This is a genomic window from Promicromonospora sp. NPDC110617 (assembly GCF_055598465.1).
The window spans coordinates 512,298-532,216 of sequence record NZ_JBVKBM010000001.1 but is presented as its reverse complement, the minus strand read 5'-3'; the positions used below and the strand labels follow the sequence as shown (position 1 = coordinate 532,216).

At 69.9% G+C, this 19,919-nt stretch carries 22 protein-coding genes and 4 tRNA genes; 18 read left to right on the top strand and 8 right to left on the bottom strand.

Annotated elements, in window-relative coordinates:
- The first annotated feature begins 183 nt into the window (after positions 1 to 183).
- Entirely contained in the window at positions 184 to 951 is a 768-nt protein-coding gene (locus ACZ7LE_RS02325; RefSeq protein ID WP_470401773.1) for a M50 family metallopeptidase, read from the top strand.
- A gap of 124 nt (positions 952 to 1,075) precedes the next feature.
- On the opposite strand, the gene ACZ7LE_RS02320 is transcribed toward ACZ7LE_RS02325, so the two are convergent.
- Complete coding sequence (locus tag ACZ7LE_RS02320; protein ID WP_285108667.1) at positions 1,076 to 1,360, bottom strand: iron-sulfur cluster biosynthesis family protein; 285 nt, start codon at positions 1,358 to 1,360, stop codon at positions 1,076 to 1,078.
- Positions 1,361 to 1,581: 221 nt separating this feature from the next.
- Between ACZ7LE_RS02320 and ACZ7LE_RS02315 the strand changes: the two genes are divergently transcribed.
- The 3 genes from ACZ7LE_RS02315 to ACZ7LE_RS02305 all read left to right on the top strand — a co-directional run bounded on the left by ACZ7LE_RS02315 (position 1,582) and on the right by ACZ7LE_RS02305 (position 4,152).
- Positions 1,582 to 1,654: transfer RNA gene (locus ACZ7LE_RS02315), tRNA-Lys, on the top strand.
- An 86-nt stretch (positions 1,655 to 1,740) separates the two neighbouring features.
- Positions 1,741 to 2,532: a hypothetical protein gene (locus tag ACZ7LE_RS02310; protein WP_470401772.1), complete on the top strand. Its 792-nt coding sequence runs from the start codon at positions 1,741 to 1,743 to the stop codon at positions 2,530 to 2,532.
- 213 nt (positions 2,533 to 2,745) lie between these two features.
- Positions 2,746 to 4,152: an FAD-binding protein gene (locus ACZ7LE_RS02305; protein ID WP_470401771.1), complete on the top strand. Its 1,407-nt coding sequence runs from the start codon at positions 2,746 to 2,748 to the stop codon at positions 4,150 to 4,152.
- Here ACZ7LE_RS02305 and ACZ7LE_RS02300 read toward each other — a convergent pair.
- Positions 4,127 to 4,606, bottom strand: coding sequence for a hypothetical protein (locus tag ACZ7LE_RS02300; protein ID WP_470401770.1), 480 nt, complete (start codon positions 4,604 to 4,606; stop codon positions 4,127 to 4,129). The genes ACZ7LE_RS02305 and ACZ7LE_RS02300 overlap by 26 nt on opposite strands.
- A gap of 189 nt (positions 4,607 to 4,795) precedes the next feature.
- Here ACZ7LE_RS02300 and ACZ7LE_RS02295 point away from each other — a divergent pair, with 189 nt between their 5' ends.
- Positions 4,796 to 5,644 (top strand): glycerophosphodiester phosphodiesterase, encoded by an 849-nt coding sequence (locus ACZ7LE_RS02295; RefSeq protein WP_470401769.1) that lies wholly within the window; start codon positions 4,796 to 4,798, stop codon positions 5,642 to 5,644.
- 60 nt (positions 5,645 to 5,704) lie between these two features.
- On the opposite strand, the gene ACZ7LE_RS02290 is transcribed toward ACZ7LE_RS02295, so the two are convergent.
- On the bottom strand, positions 5,705 to 6,316 hold the full coding sequence (locus ACZ7LE_RS02290; protein WP_470401768.1) for an antibiotic biosynthesis monooxygenase: 612 nt from the start codon (positions 6,314 to 6,316) through the stop codon (positions 5,705 to 5,707).
- A 533-nt stretch (positions 6,317 to 6,849) separates the two neighbouring features.
- Here ACZ7LE_RS02290 and ACZ7LE_RS02285 point away from each other — a divergent pair.
- Positions 6,850 to 8,178: a M15 family metallopeptidase gene (locus tag ACZ7LE_RS02285; protein WP_470401767.1), complete on the top strand. Its 1,329-nt coding sequence runs from the start codon at positions 6,850 to 6,852 to the stop codon at positions 8,176 to 8,178.
- Positions 8,179 to 8,284: 106 nt separating this feature from the next.
- Here the strand turns inward: ACZ7LE_RS02285 and ACZ7LE_RS02280 are convergent, their stop codons facing one another.
- Positions 8,285 to 8,629: a metallopeptidase family protein gene (locus ACZ7LE_RS02280; RefSeq protein WP_377232010.1), complete on the bottom strand. Its 345-nt coding sequence runs from the start codon at positions 8,627 to 8,629 to the stop codon at positions 8,285 to 8,287.
- 100 nt (positions 8,630 to 8,729) lie between these two features.
- Between ACZ7LE_RS02280 and ACZ7LE_RS02275 the strand changes: the two genes are divergently transcribed.
- From ACZ7LE_RS02275 to ACZ7LE_RS02250, 6 genes are all read left to right on the top strand, one after another.
- Positions 8,730 to 8,802, top strand: a tRNA-Glu gene (locus tag ACZ7LE_RS02275).
- Between the two features lie 144 nt (positions 8,803 to 8,946).
- Positions 8,947 to 9,020, top strand: a tRNA-Asp gene (locus ACZ7LE_RS02270).
- Positions 9,021 to 9,071: 51 nt separating this feature from the next.
- Positions 9,072 to 9,144 (top strand) — tRNA-Phe (locus ACZ7LE_RS02265).
- Positions 9,145 to 9,438: 294 nt separating this feature from the next.
- Positions 9,439 to 10,248, top strand: a complete 810-nt coding sequence (locus tag ACZ7LE_RS02260) for a protein phosphatase 2C domain-containing protein (protein WP_470401766.1) — start codon at positions 9,439 to 9,441, stop codon at positions 10,246 to 10,248.
- A gap of 244 nt (positions 10,249 to 10,492) precedes the next feature.
- Complete coding sequence (locus tag ACZ7LE_RS02255; protein WP_470401765.1) at positions 10,493 to 10,915, top strand: hypothetical protein; 423 nt, start codon at positions 10,493 to 10,495, stop codon at positions 10,913 to 10,915.
- Between the two features lie 627 nt (positions 10,916 to 11,542).
- A complete protein-coding gene (locus ACZ7LE_RS02250) occupies positions 11,543 to 11,776 on the top strand; it encodes a bacteriocin immunity protein (RefSeq protein ID WP_470401764.1) in 234 nt (77 codons plus the stop codon).
- Between the two features lie 36 nt (positions 11,777 to 11,812).
- Here ACZ7LE_RS02250 and ACZ7LE_RS02245 read toward each other — a convergent pair whose 3' ends face one another.
- Positions 11,813 to 12,175, bottom strand: coding sequence for a tyrosine-type recombinase/integrase (locus ACZ7LE_RS02245; protein ID WP_470401763.1), 363 nt, complete (start codon positions 12,173 to 12,175; stop codon positions 11,813 to 11,815).
- 332 nt (positions 12,176 to 12,507) lie between these two features.
- Here ACZ7LE_RS02245 and ACZ7LE_RS02240 point away from each other — a divergent pair, with 332 nt between their 5' ends.
- From ACZ7LE_RS02240 to ACZ7LE_RS02220, 5 genes are all read left to right on the top strand, one after another.
- A complete protein-coding gene (locus ACZ7LE_RS02240; protein ID WP_470401762.1) occupies positions 12,508 to 13,203 on the top strand; it encodes a hypothetical protein in 696 nt (231 codons plus the stop codon).
- Between the two features lie 375 nt (positions 13,204 to 13,578).
- A complete protein-coding gene (locus tag ACZ7LE_RS02235; protein WP_470401761.1) occupies positions 13,579 to 14,472 on the top strand; it encodes an SIMPL domain-containing protein in 894 nt (297 codons plus the stop codon).
- Between the two features lie 68 nt (positions 14,473 to 14,540).
- Entirely contained in the window at positions 14,541 to 15,005 is a 465-nt protein-coding gene (locus ACZ7LE_RS02230) for a hypothetical protein (protein ID WP_470401760.1), read from the top strand.
- 285 nt (positions 15,006 to 15,290) lie between these two features.
- A complete protein-coding gene (locus ACZ7LE_RS02225) occupies positions 15,291 to 15,743 on the top strand; it encodes a phage holin family protein (protein ID WP_470401759.1) in 453 nt (150 codons plus the stop codon).
- Entirely contained in the window at positions 15,740 to 16,078 is a 339-nt protein-coding gene (locus ACZ7LE_RS02220) for a DUF3618 domain-containing protein (protein WP_470401758.1), read from the top strand. The genes ACZ7LE_RS02225 and ACZ7LE_RS02220 overlap by 4 nt, the downstream gene beginning before the upstream one ends.
- A 64-nt stretch (positions 16,079 to 16,142) precedes the next feature.
- On the opposite strand, the gene ACZ7LE_RS02215 is transcribed toward ACZ7LE_RS02220, so the two are convergent.
- On the bottom strand, positions 16,143 to 16,352 hold the full coding sequence (locus ACZ7LE_RS02215; RefSeq protein ID WP_026365760.1) for a BldC family transcriptional regulator: 210 nt from the start codon (positions 16,350 to 16,352) through the stop codon (positions 16,143 to 16,145).
- 593 nt (positions 16,353 to 16,945) lie between these two features.
- Here ACZ7LE_RS02215 and ACZ7LE_RS02210 point away from each other — a divergent pair.
- Complete coding sequence (locus tag ACZ7LE_RS02210; protein WP_397393775.1) at positions 16,946 to 17,158, top strand: DUF3073 domain-containing protein; 213 nt, start codon at positions 16,946 to 16,948, stop codon at positions 17,156 to 17,158.
- Positions 17,159 to 17,217: 59 nt separating this feature from the next.
- Here ACZ7LE_RS02210 and purM read toward each other — a convergent pair whose 3' ends face one another.
- Both purM and purF read right to left on the bottom strand, forming a co-directional pair.
- Complete coding sequence (purM, locus tag ACZ7LE_RS02205) at positions 17,218 to 18,324, bottom strand: phosphoribosylformylglycinamidine cyclo-ligase (RefSeq protein ID WP_470401757.1); 1,107 nt, start codon at positions 18,322 to 18,324, stop codon at positions 17,218 to 17,220.
- Between the two features lie 35 nt (positions 18,325 to 18,359).
- Positions 18,360 to 19,907, bottom strand: coding sequence for an amidophosphoribosyltransferase (gene purF, locus ACZ7LE_RS02200; protein ID WP_285108684.1), 1,548 nt, complete (start codon positions 19,905 to 19,907; stop codon positions 18,360 to 18,362).
- Positions 19,908 to 19,919 lie beyond the last annotated feature (12 nt).

Sequence of the window (19,919 nt, the reverse complement as noted above, 5' to 3'; positions counted from 1 at the left end):
TGGGCCTCTCGGGCTCGGTGGCGGCGCGTACCGCGCCGGTGGTCCGCCGTGCTCACACCGGCGGGCGGGTTGCTCACCCGGGCCGGGGCCACGACGTCGGGCGGCCGATGCCGCCCACGACCGAACATTCTCGCACGTTCGCCGGCCGCTGACTGCGGCGCACGTCACGTTCGGTGTGGTTCTATGTGGCGCATGAATTCCGCACCGACCAGCTCCGCCGGACCGTTCGCCACCATCGGCGACGTGCTCGGCACCATCTGGACGAACGCGGTCACCCCGGTCGACCCGCCGGCCGACCTGATGGTCCTGGCCATGGCGGCGATCGCGCTGGTCGTCGTCTTCTTCCGGCCCCTGTGGCACCTCGCGCGGCACGTGATCACCATCGCGCACGAGGCGTCGCACGGCCTGGGCGCCCTGCTGACGGGCCGCAAGCTCGAGGGCATCCGGCTGCACTCCGACACCTCCGGCCTCACCGTGTCGCGCGGCAAGCCGCGCGGTCCGGGCATGGTCATCACGGCGTTCGCCGGTTACGTGGGCCCCGGTCTCATCGGGCTCGGGGCCGCCTGGCTGCTCAAGCTCGGCTACGCCGTGGGCCTGCTGTGGCTGCTGGTGGCGCTGCTCGCGCTCCTGCTCCTGCAGATCCGCAACTGGTTCGGCCTCTGGTCCATCCTCGTGAGCGGTACTGCGCTCGTGTTCGTCACGTGGTTCCTGGCACCCGAGGTGCAGAGCGCCGTGGCCTACGCCGTGACCTGGTTCCTGCTGCTCGGCGCGGTGCGTCCGGTGTTCGAGCTCCAGGTGCAGCGTTCCCGCGGGCAGGCCCGGACGTCGGACGCCGACATGCTCGCCCGCCTGACCGGCGTCGGCGGCCTCTTCTGGGTGATGCTGTTCCTGCTCGTCACCCTGGGTGCGCTGGTGCTCGGCGGGTCGTGGATCCTCGGCGTGGCGCTCTGACCCGTCCCTCGACGCACCGGCGCCAGGGCGCGCCGTCCGACGCATGACGAAGGCCCCCGGTGACCACCTGGCAGGTGGTCACCGGGGGCCTCGGCCGTTCGACGCCCCGGAGGGCGCCGGAAGGTCACGCCGTGGGCGTGAGCACGAATCCCGGACCCTCGGCACGCGGGTCGGCGTCCAGGGTCAGCGTGTCCAGGGCAGGTGCGGCCTGCGCCTCGACGAACACGTTGGTGGAACCCGAGGCGTCGACGACCTGGTCGTCGGGCTGCGGGGCCGGAACCAGCGCGAGCTCGAAGTTCCCCGGCTGGTCGGAGGCCTGCGCGATGCGCAGACCACCCTCGACCGGCACTCCGGCCTGCTGAGCAAGGTCCTGGACGGCGGTACGAGCGTTGTCAGTCACGGTGAGCACGATGAGCTCCTCAAGTTGGTTCTCGTGGTCCCGACCACCGAACCAAGCCCTCCCGCTCACCGCAAGCGTGAGACGCATTTAACCCGATATCTCCCACTGGGTGGGACAGCGTGTGACAGCCGCCGACAGAAGACGTAGGGTGCCCCGCTCGGAGGGCTGCACCACCATCCTCGAGCTGACCGGTAGGCTTTCTACTCGCGCCGCCCGGTCGCCGGGCACGCGGGCCTCTAGCTCAACTGGCAGAGCAGCGGACTTTTAATCCGCGGGTTCCGGGTTCGATCCCCGGGGGGCCCACCTCTCTCACCTGCGCGCTCATCCTCCTCAGGACTCCCGCCCTGCGGTCCGCCCAGCGGATACGTAGCATCGAGGCGGACGGCATCATGCGCACCGTGGCCCGCTTTCTCACCGCGCTGGCCCTCCTGCTGGCGGGCGTCGCACCGACGCCGGCAGCAGCGGCCGCTCGGTGCTCGCTGCCCGACGGCGGCCACGGTGTCCACGTCTGGATCAAGTCGCCGACCACGCGCGCGCCCGACGGCTCGTCCGCCGGCCGGACCCGACCCGCGGGGACCCGCCTGTGCCGGGCCGTCACCTCCGACGCGCAGGCCGTCTACGTCGAGGGCGCCACGGGACTGATCCTGGCCACCCGCCGCGCTCCCGTGGCCGGCGGTCCCGCCGGCTCCGCGGGACGTGCGCACGGGGACGCCGCCCGGCAGCTCGCCGCCCGGTACGGGGTGCCGCTCCAGCTCGCGGCGGCGGACGAGGGCGGTCGGCGCGGCTACGTCACCGCGACCAGGGCACTGCTCACCGGGAGCTACACCCCGGGCGGCACGCTGGCGCCGGGCAAGGGGCTGATCCGGCTCGGCAACGGCGCCGACGACATGTCGGTGGCCGGCAGCGGGAACAACTGGTTCCGCAGGTACCTGCTGAACCAGGCCCGCCACGAGATCGCGCACGCAGAGATCGAGCAGCGCTGCGGCACCACCCGGCCACCTGTCGCCGGAGCTCCCGGCGCCGTCCGCGCCTCCACCGGGAAGCCGGTGCACGAGCACGTCACCGAGGCGTACGCCCACCTGTACCTGGGGGCGACCACACGCAGCCCCGGCGGCTACGGCTACTCGACCACCTGGGACGTCCCGCGGGCGAGGGCGATCCACGCGGGCCGCTGCTCCTGAGGCGGTACACCGGACGAGCGCTACCACCGGACGGCCTCGGGCGGCAGTAGTTTCCGGTGATATGGCTCCGCCACACGAAAAGAGTCGCCCGCGCACCTCCACCGAACGCTCTTACGCCGCGCCTAGGCTGCCCTGTACCGTAGTCGCCCACCCGAACGCCGAGGGGCCCACATGGCACAGCTAGACCGTCGAACCTTTCTGGCAGGCGCCGCCGTGGTCGCATTCGACCCGGCCGACTCCCGGTGGCTGAACAGCCTCCCGGAGAACTCCACCGCGATTCAGCTCCCCCACCTCGACGGCGAGCTCGTCACCGACGAGGGCGCACTCACCGAGGCCGCCACCGACTACGGGCACCTGACGCACCACCGTCCGCGGGCCGTGCTCCGGCCCGGTTCGGTCGACGACGTCGTGACCCTGGTCCGGTTCGCCAACGAGCACGGGCTCGTCGTCGCCGTGCGCGGCCAGGGCCACTCGACGTTCGGCCAGGCGCAGGCCGACTGCGGCGTCGTGATCGACTCGCGCACCCTGGCCACGATCCACGAGATCACGCCCGACCGGGCAGTCGTCGACGCCGGGGTCCAGTGGCTCGACCTGGTCCGCGCCACGCTCGCCGTCGGCGTCGCGCCCCCGGTGAGCACCGACTACCTGGGCCTCTCGGTGGGCGGGACGCTCTGCGTCGGCGGGATCGGCGGCGCCTCGCAGCACTTCGGGATGCTCGTGGACAACACGGTCGAGCTCCAGGTGGTCACGGGTGACGGGCGCCTGGTCACCTGCTCCGCGGACCACGAGCCGGAGCTCTTCGAGGCCGTGCTCGGCGGGCTGGGTCAGTTCGCCGTGATCGTGCGCGCCACGGTGCGCCTGGAGACCGCGCCCGCCATGGCGCGCGTCTACACGCTGACCTACCCCCGGATCACCGACCTGACGGCGGCGCAGCGGACCACCCTGGCCGACGGCCGCTTCGACTACCTGGAGGGCCAGCTCGTCCCCACGGACGACGACGGCTTCGCCTTCGTCCTGGAGGGCGGCGCCTGGTACACCACCGAGCCGCCCGACGACGCGGCCCTGCTGGCCGGCATCGACCCCGCCGGCGTCGACCTCGTGGACGTGCCCTACTTCGAGTGGCTGAACCGGGTCTACGAGACCGTGGAGCAGATCGAGGCGCTCCGCCTGCCCGGGCCCTGGCTCAACGCCTTCCTCCCGGACGCCGCCACCGACGAGATCGTCACGGAGCTCCTCACCACGCTCACCCCGGCCGACGCCGGCGGGGTGGCTCTGCTCTACCCGGCCCGGCGGTCGCTCCTCACCCGCCCGCAGGTACGGGTCCCGGACGGCGAGGTCTTCTTCCTCCTCGCGCTGCTGCGCGCGGTGAGCCCGCCCGACGACGCCGAGGCCGAGCGCCTGATCGCCGACAACGACGCGCTCTACGCCCGCGTCCTCGCCGCCGGCGGCACCCAGTACCCCGTCAACGCCCTGCGCCTGACGCCGGCCGACTGGCGCACCCACTACGGCGACCGCTGGCCCACGGTCCTGCGCGCCAAGGACCGGTACGACCCCCGCGGCGTGCTCACGCCGGGACAGGGCATCTTCGAGCCGGTCAGCAGAGCTTCTCGTACTCCTTGAGCCCTTCGACGGTCGAGGCGATGTCGAGCTCGGTCTGGTCCTGCGTGCCGGCGTCGAGCGCCTTCTGGAGCTGGAGGAACGGGACCCGGATCTTCTCGACCGGGCCCTGGAACTCCTCGGGCACGCGCTCCTCGAGCCGCCCGAGCTCCAGCGACATCGCGTGCATCTGGTCCGCCGAGGCGGCGTCGAGCCCGTCGCTCGCGCCGACGAGCGCGATGCCGATGCGCTCCTCGAGCGTCTTGTCGCCCTTCACGTACATGGCGGAACAGGCCTCGTTCGCGTCCAGGGGTGCGTCCAGGTCGGAGCTCGTGGTCGCGCTCGCGCTGGCCGACGGCGTCGCGCTCGCGCCGCCGTCGGCCTCCGGGCCGGCGGCGTCGGCGCCGTCCGCCGAACAGCCGGCGAGAAGAAGGAGCAGCGTCACGGTGGCGACGGCGAGCGGTGCGGGACGGACCATGGCGCACATGAAACCACCCGGCCCTGGGAATCCGCGCATCCGGCGGGTTTCGCCGGGGTGACCGACGCGGCGCGCCCGGGGCCGGGCGGTGAACGCTCCTGGAACTCTCCTCGAATTCCCCCGACGGCGCCGGGCGGGCCTCCGCCAGCGGCTACCGTGGCGAGCAGAGCCGCAGATCCGGAGGTCAGCATGGCCGCTCGTCCCGCTGTCATCGCCCACCGTGGGTACTCCGCGGTGGCCCCGCAGAACACCCTCGCCGCCATCGAGGCCGCCTGCCACGCGGGCGTCGACCTCGTCGAGATCGATCTCCAGCCCACCGCCGACGGTGTGGGCGCCGTGATCCACGACGAGACGGTCGATGCCACCACCGACGGCACCGGCAAGGTCGCCGCCCTCACCGCGCGGGAGGTGCTCGCGCTCGACGCCGGGGGCTACTTCGCCCCCGCGTTCTCGGGACAGCGCGTCCCCACGCTCGACGACGTGCTCGCCGTGCTCGCCCGCCACCCCCGCACGGACCTGCTGCTGGAGCTCAAGGGCGCCTGGAACGCGGAACAGGTCGAGCGGGTCGTGGCGACCATCGACACCGCCGGGTTCGACCGCCGGGTCCTGGTGCAGAGCTTCTGGCCGGGCACGGTCGCCACGGTGCGCGACGTCGCGCCGCACCTGCCCGGCGGCCTGCTCGTCTCGTTCGACCCGCCGGGCCTGCTGCGCCTGTGCGAGCGGCTGAACGTCGTGGCCTGCAACCCGTCCGTCGCCACGATCGCGGGCAGCCCGCGGCTGGTGTCCCGCCTGCACGCCGCGGGCCTGCGGGTCATGTCCTGGACGGCGAACGACCCGGAGGCGTGGACCACGCTCGTGACCGCCGACTCCGGGATCGGCGTCGACGGCGTGATCACCGACCGGCCCGAGCGCCTCGCGGGCTGGCTCGCGGGCCGGGCCGACCAGGCTGCCGTCCTGCCCGTGCCGGGCCGGGGCGGGATCCGGCTGCGCCGTCGTGGGCACGCTCCCGCCCAGCGGCTGGCCCTCGGCCGCGCGTAATACCCGCCGTGTCAGACGTACAGGTCACCCGGGTGATCTGTACGTCTGACACGTCAGGGGTCAGGTGCGGTGCAGCCAGCCGTGGAGCCGGCGCGTCACCCACGGCAGCACCCAGTACGCCATGATCGGCGTCAGGATCAGCGTCGAGATCAGCACCTTGAGCACGAGGTGCACGTCGCCCCACCCGGGCACGAAGTACGTGAACAGGGCCGTGAACACCAGGTTCACGGGGAAGAACCCGAGCCAGATGCTCGTGGCCTGCTTCCACCGCGGCGGCACGACGGCTGCGGCGACGTCGGCCGGCTCATCCACCCGCGTCGGGTCCTCGAACCAGCCCTCGATGCCCGTCCGCTGCTGGTAGCGCAGCTCCTCGACGAGCCCGGTGCCCTGCGCGAGCCAGTCCCGGCGCTCCGTGGACTGCTCCCAGGCGGCGAGCCGCTCGGCGTCGGCGAACCGGTAGAGCATGTGCCAGTCGCGGGACCCCTCCGCGGCGCGGATCCAGCCCGATCCGAGGAACCCGTCCCAGCGGTTGGCGAGGTTGACGCCCGACTGCACCCAGCGGGTGACCTCGGGGACGTGGTCGGGGTGGACGATGCGGTGGATGGACACGGTCACGGGTTGTCCGGCGGGGGTGGGCACGGATCCGTTCGCGGCCTGATCGTGATGGGCCATGCCCGAAGTCTGCTGCACGGCCCCGAACGCCTCAATCTGAGCGTGATGTGAGCGCGCACACCCCGGGTTGTCCAGCCTTCACGGCTACGCCACGGACTCTGCCCGGGTTTTGTGACCCATACCCCCGCCCGGGGGGTTTCGCAACTCCTGGACGGTCGTTCAATATTAAACGTCGCCGCGAAGAACCACCCCCTGGGCCTTCGAGCCTGGTTCCTCGCGGCGACTGCCATGGCCTGCGCGGCCCCGCCGTGCGCTGTGGCCCTGTCCGCAGCCGGAGCATTCTTCGCCGTCCCCCCGAGGGGAACTCCCCTCACGGTGTCGCCTGTGCCCAGCCGCAGAACGGAAATCAGCGTGCCCCAGACGCCGAACCCCGTCGCGCACCGCACCGTGTGCCTTGCCCTTGCCCCCGATTCCCTGGAGCGCCCTTGAGGCCCGGAGACCACACCCTCGTCCCCCGTCGCACGCGACGGCCGGGCGCCCAGGGTGCCCACGCCGCCGTCCCCGCAGCGGGACACAGCGCGCGATCCGGCCGGATGCTGCGCCGCTCGTCCTTCGCGGTCGCGGCAGCGCTCACCACGGTCGCCCTGACCACCACCGCGGCGGTCAGCTTCACCGGGAGTGACGACGCCGCCGCGAACGGGTCCACGACGGCCGCCGAGCCCGCCGTGCAGCCCGCGGCGGTCGCCATCACCAGCGCCGTCGTGACCGACCCCGAGGTGCGGTCCGCCGCCGAGAAGGCGGACGCCGTCCTGTCGGACGCCGACTACGTGACCCGCGAGGGCGACCTCACGGTCAAGGACCGCAAGAAGCTCCAGGCGGCCACCAAGGAGCTGCGGACCATGCTGGACCGGGCCCACGACGCCGCCACCACCGCCACCGGGCTGCGACAGAACGCCGCGGCCTCCCGGAGCACCGAGCGCGCGTCGCTCGCCGAGCGCGCGGCCGACGCGTCGAGCGCGGAGGCGAGCGGGACCACCGCCGATGCCGCCCAGGAGTCCGTGGCGGACGCCACCGCGCCGACGAACCTGTCCGTGGCGGCAGCGGACGTCACCCCGCTCGGTGGGCAGGAGACCGAGAGCATCGCGATCCTCGACACCCCGCTCGCCGACTCGGTCGTGACCACCGCGGCGGCGAAGGAGTCCGAGCAGGCGGAGAAGTCCGCCGACGCCGAGGACGCCAAGGCTGCCGCGAAGAGCGCAGCCGCGGCAGCGCCGTCGGCCGACCGGATCGAGAAGGTGACCACGTCGCTCCAGCGGCTCATCACCAAGACCGACGGCGACGCCGTCGTGTCGGTCGATCCGGGCCCCACGCCGGAGGAGATCGCGGCCGCGAAGAAGGCCGCCGAGGAGCGGCGCGAGGCCCGCGCGGAGCGCAAGGCCGAGCGCAAGGCCGAGCGCAAGGCCGAGGTGGCCCGGGAGAAGGCTGCGGCACGTGCCAAGCAGATGGCCAAGGCAGCCAAGAGCTACGGCAACGGCCAGATCCCGTCGCGCGTGCTCTGCGGGCTGAGCTTCGCCTCGGGCGAGCAGCTGCGGTGCGACGCCGCGGTGGCGCTCGAGCACCTGAATCGCGCGTTCCGCGCCAAGTTCGGCCGGAGCCTGGACCTGACCGACGGCTACCGCTCCTACGGGGAGCAGGTGTCGGTCGCCGCTTCGCGGGGCGCCCTGGCCGCCGTGCCCGGCACGTCGAACCACGGCCTGGGTCAGGCCGTGGACCTGTCCGGCGGCATCGAGTCGTTCGGCACCGCCGAGCACGCCTGGATGGTCGCCCACGCCGGGAAGTTCGGCTGGAAGCACCCGGGCTGGGCCCAGGCCGGCGGCAGCAAGCCGGAGGCCTGGCACTGGGAGTACGGCACGAAGTACTGAGCCGTACGCCTCCCCCGGTCCCGCACCGGACGATCACCAGCCCCGGGTCGCGAAGCCTCGCTTCGCGACCCGGGGCTTTGTCGGCTCCGGGCCCGCCGACTCCTGCTCAGTCCCAGCCGAGCTCGTGCAGGCGGTCGTCGTCGATCCCGAAGTGGTGGGCGATCTCGTGGACCACGGTCACGGCCACCTCCTCGACGACGTCCTCACGCGTGTCGCAGATCGCGAGGGTCGGGTTCCGGAAGATGGTGATGCGGTCCGGCAGCGCGCCCGCGGCCCACATGTGGTCGCGCTCCGTGAGCGGCACGCCCTCGTAGAGCCCCAGGAGCTCGGGATCGTCCGCGGGCGCGTCGTCCTCGACGAGCACCACCACGTTGTCCATCTGCGCCGCGAGGTCGGGCGGCACGAGGTCCAGCCCCTCGCTGACGGCCGTCTCGAAGTCCTCCCGCGTCATCTCCACCACGCACCCATCATCCCCGACCCGCGACACGTCCCGGACGCGACTCCCGACGTGCGGCAGAGCAGCCGACCACCTGTAGACTTGCCCGGTCTTGGCCCCCATCGTCTAGCGGCCTAGGACCCCGCCCTTTCACGGCGGTAGCACGGGTTCGAATCCCGTTGGGGGTACGGAACGGCTCGCGAGAGCCGGGTTTCGACTGCTGTGAGGCAGGTCATCCACCTGGTGCCCGGATCTGATTTCAGGTTCTGGCCCGCGGTGGGTTAGGGTACTCACGGCTCGAAACAAGCCCCCCGATCGCGGGTAGCGATCATGGCCCTGTAGCGCAGTTGGTTAGCGCGCCGCCCTGTCACGGCGGAGGTCGCGGGTTCAAGTCCCGTCAGGGTCGCGCGAGAGGCGCCCGGATTGTCGGTCTCGACTGTCCGGGCGTTCGCGCTAGGGCTCTGTAGCTCAGTTGGTAGAGCGTTCGACTGAAAATCGAAAGGTCACCGGATCGACGCCGGTCGGAGCCACAGCGAAAAACCCCCGGAACCCTTGAGGTCCGGGGGTTCTTCATTTCCTCTGATCAGCGCGCCGAGATGATCGGTTAGTGAATCAGTTAGTGAACAGCGAGGCTCACCCAGCATCGTCCCGACGAAGTTCGTTCGCGCCGAACAGCGGTTCGGAGCCGTGGAGTACCCGCGGCAGCATCTCTCCGAGGTCTACACAGCCATGGGTGACAACCCGTTCTCGCTCGTCGTCACGAGCACATTCGAGGGCACCACCGTCAAGGACACGGCCGCAGCCTGGGGACCGAAGGTCCACGCGTGAAGCCATACACAACCTTCGGCGGGACTCTCGCGGGAAGCACCAACAACCAGGACCGCTACGTCACAGGAGACGGATTTGCGGCGGTGCTCGACGGCGCAACCTCCGTCGCCGGTGATCGGTCGCACGACCCTGGTTGGTACGCCGAGCAGCTCGCTCGAGCAATCGGAGAAGCGATGGCCCAAGGTGGGCCTCTAGCCGAAACCGTGGCTGCCGCGATCCGCGTCGTGCGCGATGCCCACGGACTGACACCCGCCACCACACCGACGAGCACAGTCGCCCTTGCACGATGGTCCGACGACGTCGTTGAGACCTACGTCCTCGGAGACAGTTACGTCGTCGTACTCCCGACCGATGGCGGTGAACAGATCCACACCGACAGCCGGTTGGACCAGGTCGCGACGACAGAGCGATCTGCGTACCGCAAGCGGCTGGCAGAGGGCCACGGATACGACGACAGACACCGTGCTCTCCTCCTTGACCTCCAGGCCGAACAGGCTCGAAGCATGAACCGCTCCGATGGCTACTGGATCGCCGGAGCCGAGCCCGATGCCGCACTGCATGGCATCACGACCACCAAGAAGCGGGAAACGGTTTGGGGTCTGTTGCTCGCGAGTGACGGCGTCGACCCCGAACGGCACCCCGAGGCCGACAACTGGGGCGACCTCTACGACGAGGCCATGGGCCACGGCCCGGATCAGGTACTCCGCCGTATCTACGAGACGGAGGAAACCGATCCTGATGGTCGTCGGTGGCCTCGGTCGAAGCCCCACGATGACAAGACTCTCGTCATAGTCGTACTCGGATAGCACCGTCAGCGGCTATAACGCTGCCGAATTGACCTCTATAAAATCAAGGGCGCGCTCCGCGCGCCGGGCCGTTCGGCCGGCAGGGGCCCCGCGAGGCGGGGCCCCGCGCTCGCTCGCTGACGCTCGCTGTGCGCACCCCACCCCGCACCCCTGACGGCCGATCGGCCCAGTCCGCTAGCCTCCCCGCTATGGCAGACAACGCGGGCGGCGACGGCGAGCCGGTGACAGGCGCCGGGTGGGTCCAATGACCTTCCACTTCCCATCCGAGAGCCCGGCAGAGATCATGGCGCGCAACAGACGCATACGGGCCCAGGGCACGTTCGTCCTCGCGATCGCGATCACCCTGTTCTTCGCGATCACAGGCATGCCGTGGTCGTCGGTCGTGATCGTTACCGCGCTCTCAGCCTTCTCGGGCATCCCGACCTTCACCATCTGGATCACTGAGCGACGCTGGGCACGCAACCTAGCCCGCACCGGGGCCAGACTGCGCCCCCGCTTGATCACGCTGGTGTTCGCCTTTGGAGCCGCGGTCCTGCTGCAAGGGATCGTCGGCATGACACTTGGCACCTGGCCTGCGGCAGCCCTCGCACCCGTGGTCTATGCCGTCGAGTTCCTCATCGCACGGGAACGTCTCGGCACACTGGCGACAGAAACGGACAAGCAGTAGGGCAATGCCTCCGGCGGGCACCCGGGAATCAAGAGGATCGAGGGAGCCGCGGTGCCCCTGTTCCTCCGTCATCCATTGGCTTCACCGGGACCCTGACAGCGAACCCGCCGGCAACGCAACAGGTCCCGCCGACATCCAGCACCACCGCACCACGAGCTGCACGGGCGGGACCTGTTGCGTTGCCGGCAGAACCGATGTCCGAGACGTGCCCCGCGCCAACGGATGACGGAGGAACAGGGACCCCGAAGCAGGAGCATTGTGAGGTCACAGACCCGCGTGAGCGAGGCTCACAGTTAGCGAACCGGTTAGTGGTTGTCCGGGAGCCCCGGCCTACACGCACCGTCGTCGGTGGACAGTCAATCGGCCTGAACACTGGGCTTCCGGCCACTGAGGAACCGCCCAGAGCGCCTGAAAATCGAAAGGTCACCGGATCGACGCCGGTCGGAGCCACCTCAAAAACACCGCATGACCTGCGAAAACGAAGCGGCCCCCACACACTCAGTGTGTGGGGGCCGCTTCGTTGTGATCTTGCATGACAGATTGCATGACATTCGGTCTCCGTTAGGCGCCGAACGGCCACGAGCCAAGGGACACTTGGCCAATGTCACGCACAGTAGGCGGACCACGATGAGCCACGAGACGTCTCGCGACGAACTGGTTGTGCTCGTGCGCTACATCATGGCGGGCATGCCAGGAGCGAGCGAGCAGGAAGCCTCCCTGGCAGTGGCGCAATTCCAGGCGGCGGTACCGGATCCGAACGGCACAGATCTCATTTTCTACCCAGGCCACGCATTCGATCACGAGCCGACGGCGGAGGAGATCGTGGACCGCGCCTTGAGTTACCGACCGTTCCAGATGTAACACCTGAATCGCCAGGCTCCCCGGAGCACACCTGCCCTACTGATCAGGCACCTTTCGACCGTCCGCCTCGGCTGGACCAAAGAGGGGTTCCATGTGCCAGCCGACGCCTACCGCGTTCGCCGGGAACAGGTCGTCCATCTTTGCACCCGCCGTCTGGATCACGGGTCGCAACTCGTGCCGATAAACCTGTTCAGTGACGACGGTGCTGCTGTGACCGAGGGTCCGGGATACCTCTTCCAGCGGTACCTCTCCGGCCAACATCACCGACGTGTAGGTGTGCCGCCAGTCGCGCGGCGTCCGCTCGGCCGGGACGATCCCCGGCACCTTGGCGAGCGCTCGACGAACGTCGCGGGAGACGCTCCGGGAGCTCATCATGGTTCCGTTGCGGGTGCCGAACACGAAGCCGTTCGGGTCCCACCCGACTGGCGAACACGAAGCCGTTCGGGTCCCACCCGACTGGCACGATCACGCGCGAGGATGCTCGCGCGTGGCTCGAAGCGGGGGCGGTAGCCCTCGGTGTCGGCTCTGATCTCGTGGGCGACAGCATGAGAACCGGCGACTACAGCTCTGCCCGTACCTCGGCGCGCGAATGGCTGGAGATCGTCTCCGACTGAGCCCGATAGCACGCCTGACGCGGTGACGATCCGGGGCGGATCTGACGCGGTGGTTCGACATTGAAAGTGGCTCGATGCTCGTGCCGGAGGCCGGGAGCACTCTGGTTTAATGCGCGAATGCGCCACCCCGCCCGCCCGCTGCCATTTGTCGCTGCCGCCGTCGTGGCCTTGGCCCTGTCCGCTTGCCAGACCGCCCCCGACGATCCGGCGGAGCCCGCCGCGGCCGCCACTGACAACTCCGTTCCGGCCGCCGGCGTGTACACAGATCCGTGCGACATCGACGTGACGCTCCTGTCCGCGCTCGTGGGCGGAGCACTCTCGGAGGGGCACGCGACGGACCTGAGCCCGGGGTGTGAATGGGCGACCGAGTCGAAGGAGTACGTGGGTTTGGGTGTGCAACCCGCCGAGGAGTGGCTGGACACACGGCTCACCCTCCCCACGGCTGGCAGCACCATCGACGGTCTACGAGAGGTGGCCGGACCGGGACTCCCCCTGACCGCCTCGGAACTGGACGAGATCATCGAGCGCCATGAGTCCGGCGAAGCGGTCACGCCAGAGAGCGCGTGTGACGTCTTCGCCCTAGGACTGCACATCCCTCCGACCAGCACCGACTCGACTGTGGAGCGGGACCCTGCAGCGCGGACCACGACAGGCTTTGATCCTTCGATCGCTGGACCGTCCGTCACTGCAATTAAGTGCGTCGATGGACGCCACTACGCCCTCACAGTTTCTTTTTCCGACGTCATCGACACCGCGGATGACTCAGGACAAGTGCTTGATGCGCTCAACCGCCTCATCCAGAACGGACTCTGACCGGTCAGCGTGGGAGCCTGCCCGCCCAGGCCATACTATCGAACACATGTACGAACTGCGGCATAGTGAACGTGTGGCCGGGGCCGGCCTCCGGCACCGGTGGTGTGCCGGTCAAGCCGAACTACGTGTGGGATCCGCCGGCGGTACTGGTACACCTGGCATGGCGGGACGGGACCATGCTGTGGGTACCTGGACACGCGAACCGCTGGAACTCGTCGTTCGTGCTCGCGATGGTTACCCCCGATGAGGGCGACCGTCGCACCGAGACCGGCTTGTCGGTCCACCGCACCGATGTCACCCGCGCACTTCCGGCGGAGCCGTCGACCGCCCCGCGGCCGCCGGACTCGCACAGCCTGCGCTTCCAGCGGGAGCACCATGACCGATACCCGCACGGCGTCCGCCGCAGGGCTGGTCCAGCATGACAAATTGCATGACAACATCCCTCATGGCCTGTGGTTGGCCGTAGACAGCAGTGGACAGCGCGCCGCTAGATCCACAGCGTCCACGCTCGGTCGCAACCAGCCGGAGGCTGCTGAAGATCGAAAAGTCACCGGATCGACGCCGGTTAACCCTTCGGGCTCGCATCCCAGATCCCAGGCGTCGTGCCACTGTGACCTGCGCTTGAATGTGCGGATGCATCAGAAGATCGATCAACCCTGGGGCTTGAGCGTTCACGGCACGGGTGTGGTCCGTGCCGAGCCCGAGATCGCGCAGATCGCCGTCGCGGTCGACATCGTCCAGCCTGAGGCCGACGCCGCACTCGCCGATGCGAGCACTGCCGTCACCCGCGTCCGTGAGGCGATCCGGGCGCACGGCGTCCCGGACAGTGCCGTCTCGTCATCGCGGCTCTCCATCAGGTCGGCGTACGACGGGTACGGCGAGTCCCGAAAGCCCCTCGGCTTCCGGTGCCGGGTCGAGTACGCGATCCAGACCCGGGACATCGAGTCCGTCCAACGACTCGTCACCGCAATGGTGGCGGCCGGCGCCGAGCATGTCGACAGCGTCACCTTCGACGTGCTGGACAAACCCACGATGCGTGACCAGGCCCGCCGCGAGGCGGTCACGGCGGCCCGGCGCAAGGCCGAGGTGTACGCCGACGCCGCCGGGGTGAGGCTCGGCAGCGTGGTCCACATCCAGGACCTGAACCCCGAGATGGGCGAGGTGTCCCGCGGCCACGGTGGTGGCGGTGGGATCTCGACCGACGACCTCGCTCCGGGTGCCGTCGAGGTCACCGCCGCCGTCTTGGTCGGGTACACCCTCGAGTCCTGAATCAGGAGGATCGGGGGGCCGCGGCGCCCCGCATAGTTCGAGTCCGAGGACCTGGTAGTTTCCCGCTCATGGCTTCGCACACTCTCGACATTCCCGGCACTGCCGGACACGTCGAACTCGTTCCCGACATGTGGTGGGGACGCAGTTACCTGACCGTCGACGGCAACAAGGCGCCGAGCGCCGGCAAGCGGGCCTTCACCCTGCAGGGCGCGGACGGCAGCCCGATGATCGCGACACTTGGCCGCACCGCCCTGTTCGCTGCGGTGCCGCCCGTCGAGGTGAACGGCGAGACCTACCTCGCCGTCGAACCGGCTCCCGTCGTCGTGCGCGTCATCGGCATGCTGCCGATCATTCTCGTCGCGTTCGGCGGGCTCCTGGGTGCCCTGGTCGCGGTGCTCGCGATCATCGTCAACTTCAGGGTCGCCGGGAGCGGCCTCTCGACGGGTGCGAAGAGCGGAGTCATGATCGCCGTGGCCGCCGCCGCCTACGCGCTCTGGCTGGTGACCGCGGGCATCTTTGCAGCAAGTCTCTGATCACCCGGGGACGATCCGGTGGGCCGGACTTCTTCAGGAGTGGGGCCCACCGGCGTTTCCGGGGACTCGTGTACGGGTTCCCGGTAACCGCCTCGTCCCTTCCCGCCACAAACATCGCTCGCTGGCGGCCCCGAGATAATTCCTTCCAGCAAATGCGCATTGGCGAGTGATCCCCTTCATGCCTTTTACTGGAAGCCACGCCGCGCCAGGAATTGCCCCATGAGCTCTTGGCCTGTTGAGTTGTCTTCAGCGGCGCAGGCCGAATCCGGCGGCACGGGAGGGCAGATGATCGACGACGTGAAGATCGACGGCCAGGCGGGACCAGCAGGGAGCGGCCCGGAGAGCACGACAGGACCCGACAAGCCGCTGTCCCTGGGGAAGCTGGTCGAGCAGGTCTCCGAGCAGGCCTCACGCCTCGTCCGCGCCGAGATCGAGTTGGCCAAGGCAGAGCTCGCCGAGAAGGCCAAGAAGTCCGGCATCGGCATCGGGCTGCTCGTCGTGGCGCTCCTGATCCTCGCGTACGCCGCCGGCGTGCTGCTCCTGGCGGCCGTGTACGGGCTGGGCACGGTGTGGCCGCTCTGGCTGTCGGCACTCGCCATCGGTGGCTTCATGGTGCTCGTCGTGATCATCCTGGCGCTCGTGGGCGCCCAGCTCCTGAAGAAGGCCACGAACCCGCCCGAGAGCGTCCAGCGCGTCAAGGACGACATCACGTCGATCAAGGAAGGGATGCAGCGATGAGCACTCCGACACCGCCGCCCAGCAGCCGCGAGCTTGAGGCCGAGGTGCTCCGCACCCGCGCCGACCTCGCCGCGTCCATCGACGAGCTCACCACCCGCCTCAGCCCGGGATACCAGGCTTCACGCCTCGCGCACGACGCCAAGCAGGCCGCGAGCGACGCCGGCGCCATGGCCGCCGGGGCCTTCGGGAGCAAGAACGGCGGGTACAAGAACGGCCCGGCGCAAGATCCGCGCCGGGCCCGCAACGCCAAGGTTGTGATCGGTGCCGCGATCGGGCTCGTGGCCATCGGCACCGCTGTGGTCGTGACCGCTGTGCTCAGGCGCGCGCGGGGCTGAGCTGGGGGGCAGCACCCGGCGCGCCTTCGTCCTACCTGCCGACCAATCCGTCAACGACGCCCGACTAGTTGTCGGTGTCGCCCGAGCTGTCCGCTGCCGCACCGAGCAGCGCCCGAACCTCGGACTCCTTGTAGCGGCGGTGACCGCCAAGTGTCCGGATCGACGAGAGCTTTCCCGCTTTTGCCCAACGCGTTACTGTCTTGGGGTCAACACGGAACAAGCTCGCTACCTCGGCAGGCGTGAGCAGGACCTCGGATTCTCCGTGGATGGACATCCCCGCACCTCCTCCGGAACGGTGCCGGCCTGGCCGTACCAGGCGGTTGACGACACCCGCTCTTGCACCATTGTTAGCAGCAAACGGGATTTAGGCGACTTGGGGACGGGGTTTATTCCCTCACTTTCTCCCTCACTCGCCACGCGCGCCCGTTTCGGGCGAGTCTCGGACACGTGCGACACGCCGACGCCGACATTTCGCCGCTCCTCCGGGCGGCACGCGGGCCGCCCCGAGGGCAGGTTCGGACGAGGCCCGGACGCCCGCCAGGACTCGGCAAAGTGCCGGAGCGAGCCTGTGGAGCGCCCCGCCGGCATCTCCTGGCAAGGGGAGGTCCGGAGCCGCATCCGGAGCGCCGTCGGCCTCAAGAAGACCATGCAAAGGTCAAGAAATGGTCGAGCGGCCAGCCGGAGCGAGTCGGCAAGGGGGTCGGAACGACTCCAATGTCACATCGGCGGATGGGACGAATCACGTCCACGGACTGGAAGAAACGCCGTACCAGCATGTAACGTTGGAACCTGGACAGACGAAACGCTACGGGGCCGCACGTCCATGCACGGTGCCGCCCCGCTCCTACGTTGAGGGGGGTCGGAGCCATGGGCCGCGGCCGTCAGAAGGCTAAGCAGACCAAGGTTGCTCGCGAGCTGAAGTACTACAGCCCGGACACCAATTATCACGCCCTCGAGCAGGAGCTCAGCGGAGAGTCCCGCACGGATGTTGCGACACAGTCGCGGTGGGACTCCTCGGAGGACGAGGAGTACGACAACAGGTACTCCGACTGGGCAGACCAGGACGGCAACACGCGCTGAGGTGCCGGCGCTCTCGCGCCGGCCCCCAGGCCTGGTCCTCGGACCGGTCTGCCACCGCCTCAGCGGTAGTCGTTCACCAGTCTGACCGCGCCGCCGGACACGCCCTTCGTCCCCGCGACCAGGTCTTCCTGTGTCGTCGAGGCGTCCAGGGTCTCCACGGTGCCCAGCGTCCATGCCGGCACGCCCAGCGCCGACAGTCGTGCGAGCGCCGCGTCAGCGCCGTCGGCGCCGACCACGGCCACCATGCCGACACCCAGGTTGAGCGTGTTCTCCAGGTCGCGCCGTGGCACGCCGCCGAGGCTGCGCACCATCTGGAACACGGCAGGCACGTCCCAGGACGCGCGGTCGACGGTCGCCACGAGCCCGGCGGGCAGCACGCGCGCCAGGTTGGCCGCGAGCCCCCCGCCCGTCACGTGCGTGAACGCGTGCACCTGCGCCGCCTCGTCGGCGGCCAGCGCCAGGCAGTCCGAGGCGTAGACGCGCGTGGGCTCCAGCAGCTCCTCGCCCAGGGCACGTCCCAGGTCGTCCACGTGCCGGTCCAGCGTCCAGCCCGCGTGCTTGATCACGGCGCGCACCAGGGAGTACCCGTTGGAGTGCAGGCCGCTGGAGGCGAGGGCGATCAGGACGTCGCCGGGCTGCACCCGGTCCGGGCCCAGCACCTTGTCGGCCTCCACGATGCCCGTGGCGGCGCCGGCGACGTCGTACTCGTCCGGGTCCAGGAGGCCCGGGTGCTCGGCCGTCTCGCCGCCCACCAGGGCCGTGTCGGCCACCTCGCACGCCTGGGCGATGCCGCGCACGATGTCCGCGATGCGCTCCGGCACGACCTTGCCCGTGGCGATGTAGTCCGTCATGAAGAGCGGCTTGGCCCCCATCACGACGATGTCGTCCACGACCATGCCCACCAGGTCGAACCCGATGGTGTCGTGCTTGTCCATGGCCTGCGCGATCGCGACCTTGGTACCGACGCCGTCCGTGGACGTCGCCAGCAGCGGCGCGCGGTAGCTCTTGAAGGCCGACAGGTCGTACAGGCCGGCGAAGCCGCCCACCCCTCCGAGCACGGCCGGGCCCTGCGTGCGCCGGACGGCGTCCTTCATGAGCTCGACGGCCTTGTCGCCCGCCTCGGTGTCCACGCCTGCGGCGGCGTACGTCAGGCCTTCGGAAGTCACGGGTGCTCCTGCGTCGTTCGGGTGGTGTTCGTGGGTCACGGGTGGTCGAGCGCGGTCGAGCCGCCGGTGCTCACGGTGAGCTGCTTGAGCCCGTCCTCGGGCTGGCCCAGCGGCAGCTCCGCCTGCTCCAGGAGGTGCTTGCCGAGCTGGTCGTCCGGGGGCAGCTCGATCGGGTACTTGCCCGTGAAGCAGGCGGCGCAGAGCTGCGAGCTCGGCTGCTCGGTCGCGGCGATCATGCCCTCGGTGGTGATGTAACCGAGGCTGTCGGCGCCGAGCGACTGGCCGATCTCCTCGACCGCCAGACCGTTCGCGATGAGCTCCGCGCGCGACGCGAAGTCGATGCCGTAGAAGCAGGGCCACTTGACCGGCGGCGACGAGATGCGCACGTGCACCTCGGCCGCACCCGCCTCCCGCAGCATGCGGATCAGGGCGCGCTGGGTGTTGCCGCGCACGATCGAGTCGTCCACGACCACGAGGCGCTTGCCCTTGATGACCTCGCGCAGCGGGTTGAGCTTCAGGCGGATGCCGAGCTGCCGCAGCGTGTCGGACGGCTGGATGAACGTGCGGCCGACGTACGCGTTCTTGGTGAGGCCCTGCCCGAACGGGATGCCGGACTCCGCGGCGTAGCCGACGGCCGCCGGTGTGCCGGACTCCGGTGTCGGGATCACGAGGTCGGCGTCGACCGGGTGCTCGCGCGCCAGGGTGCGGCCCATCTCGACGCGCGCGGCGTGCACCGAGCGCCCGTTGATCGTGTTGTCCGGGCGGGCCAGGTACACGTACTCGAAGACGCAGGCCGCACGCTCGGCCTGGGCGAAGCGAACGGAGCGCATGCCGTCCGCGTCGATGCAGATGAGCTCGCCGGGTTCGACGTCGCGCACATAGGAGGCGCCCACGATGTCGAGGGCCGGCGTCTCGCTGGCGACCACCCAGCCGCGGTCGAGGCGGCCGAGCACCAGCGGGCGCACGCCCTGCGGGTCGCGTGCCGCGTACAGGGTGTTCTCGTCCATGAAGACCAGGGAGAAGGCCCCGCGGAGGCGCGGCAGCACCTCGAGGGCCGTGGCCTCCAGCGTGTGGTCGGCATCACCCGCGAAGAGCGCGGTGATCAGGGCCGTGTCCGTGGTGTTGCCCCGGGCGAGCTCACCGCGGCGCTGGGCGCCGTAGCGCTCGGCCACGAGGTTGACGAGCTCGGCCGAGTTGGTCAGGTTGCCGTTGTGGCCGAGGGCCACCGTGCCCGACGCCGTGGCGCCGAGCGTCGGCTGGGCGTTCTCCCAGGTCACGCCACCGGTGGTGGAGTACCGGCAGTGCCCGACGGCGATGTGTCCGGTCAGGGCGTTCAGGGCTGTCTCGTCGAAGACCTGGGAGACGAGTCCCATGTCCTTGTAGACGAGGATCTGCTCACCGTTGCTGGTGGCGATGCCCGCGGACTCCTGTCCGCGGTGCTGGAGGGCGTACAGACCGAAGTACGCGAGCTTGGCGACCTCCTCACCGGGTGCCCAGACCCCGAAGACGCCGCATGCGTCCTGGGGGCCCTTCTCGCCGGGCATGAGGTCGTGGTTGAGTCGGCCATCTCCGCGCAGAGGCATGTTCCGAGTATC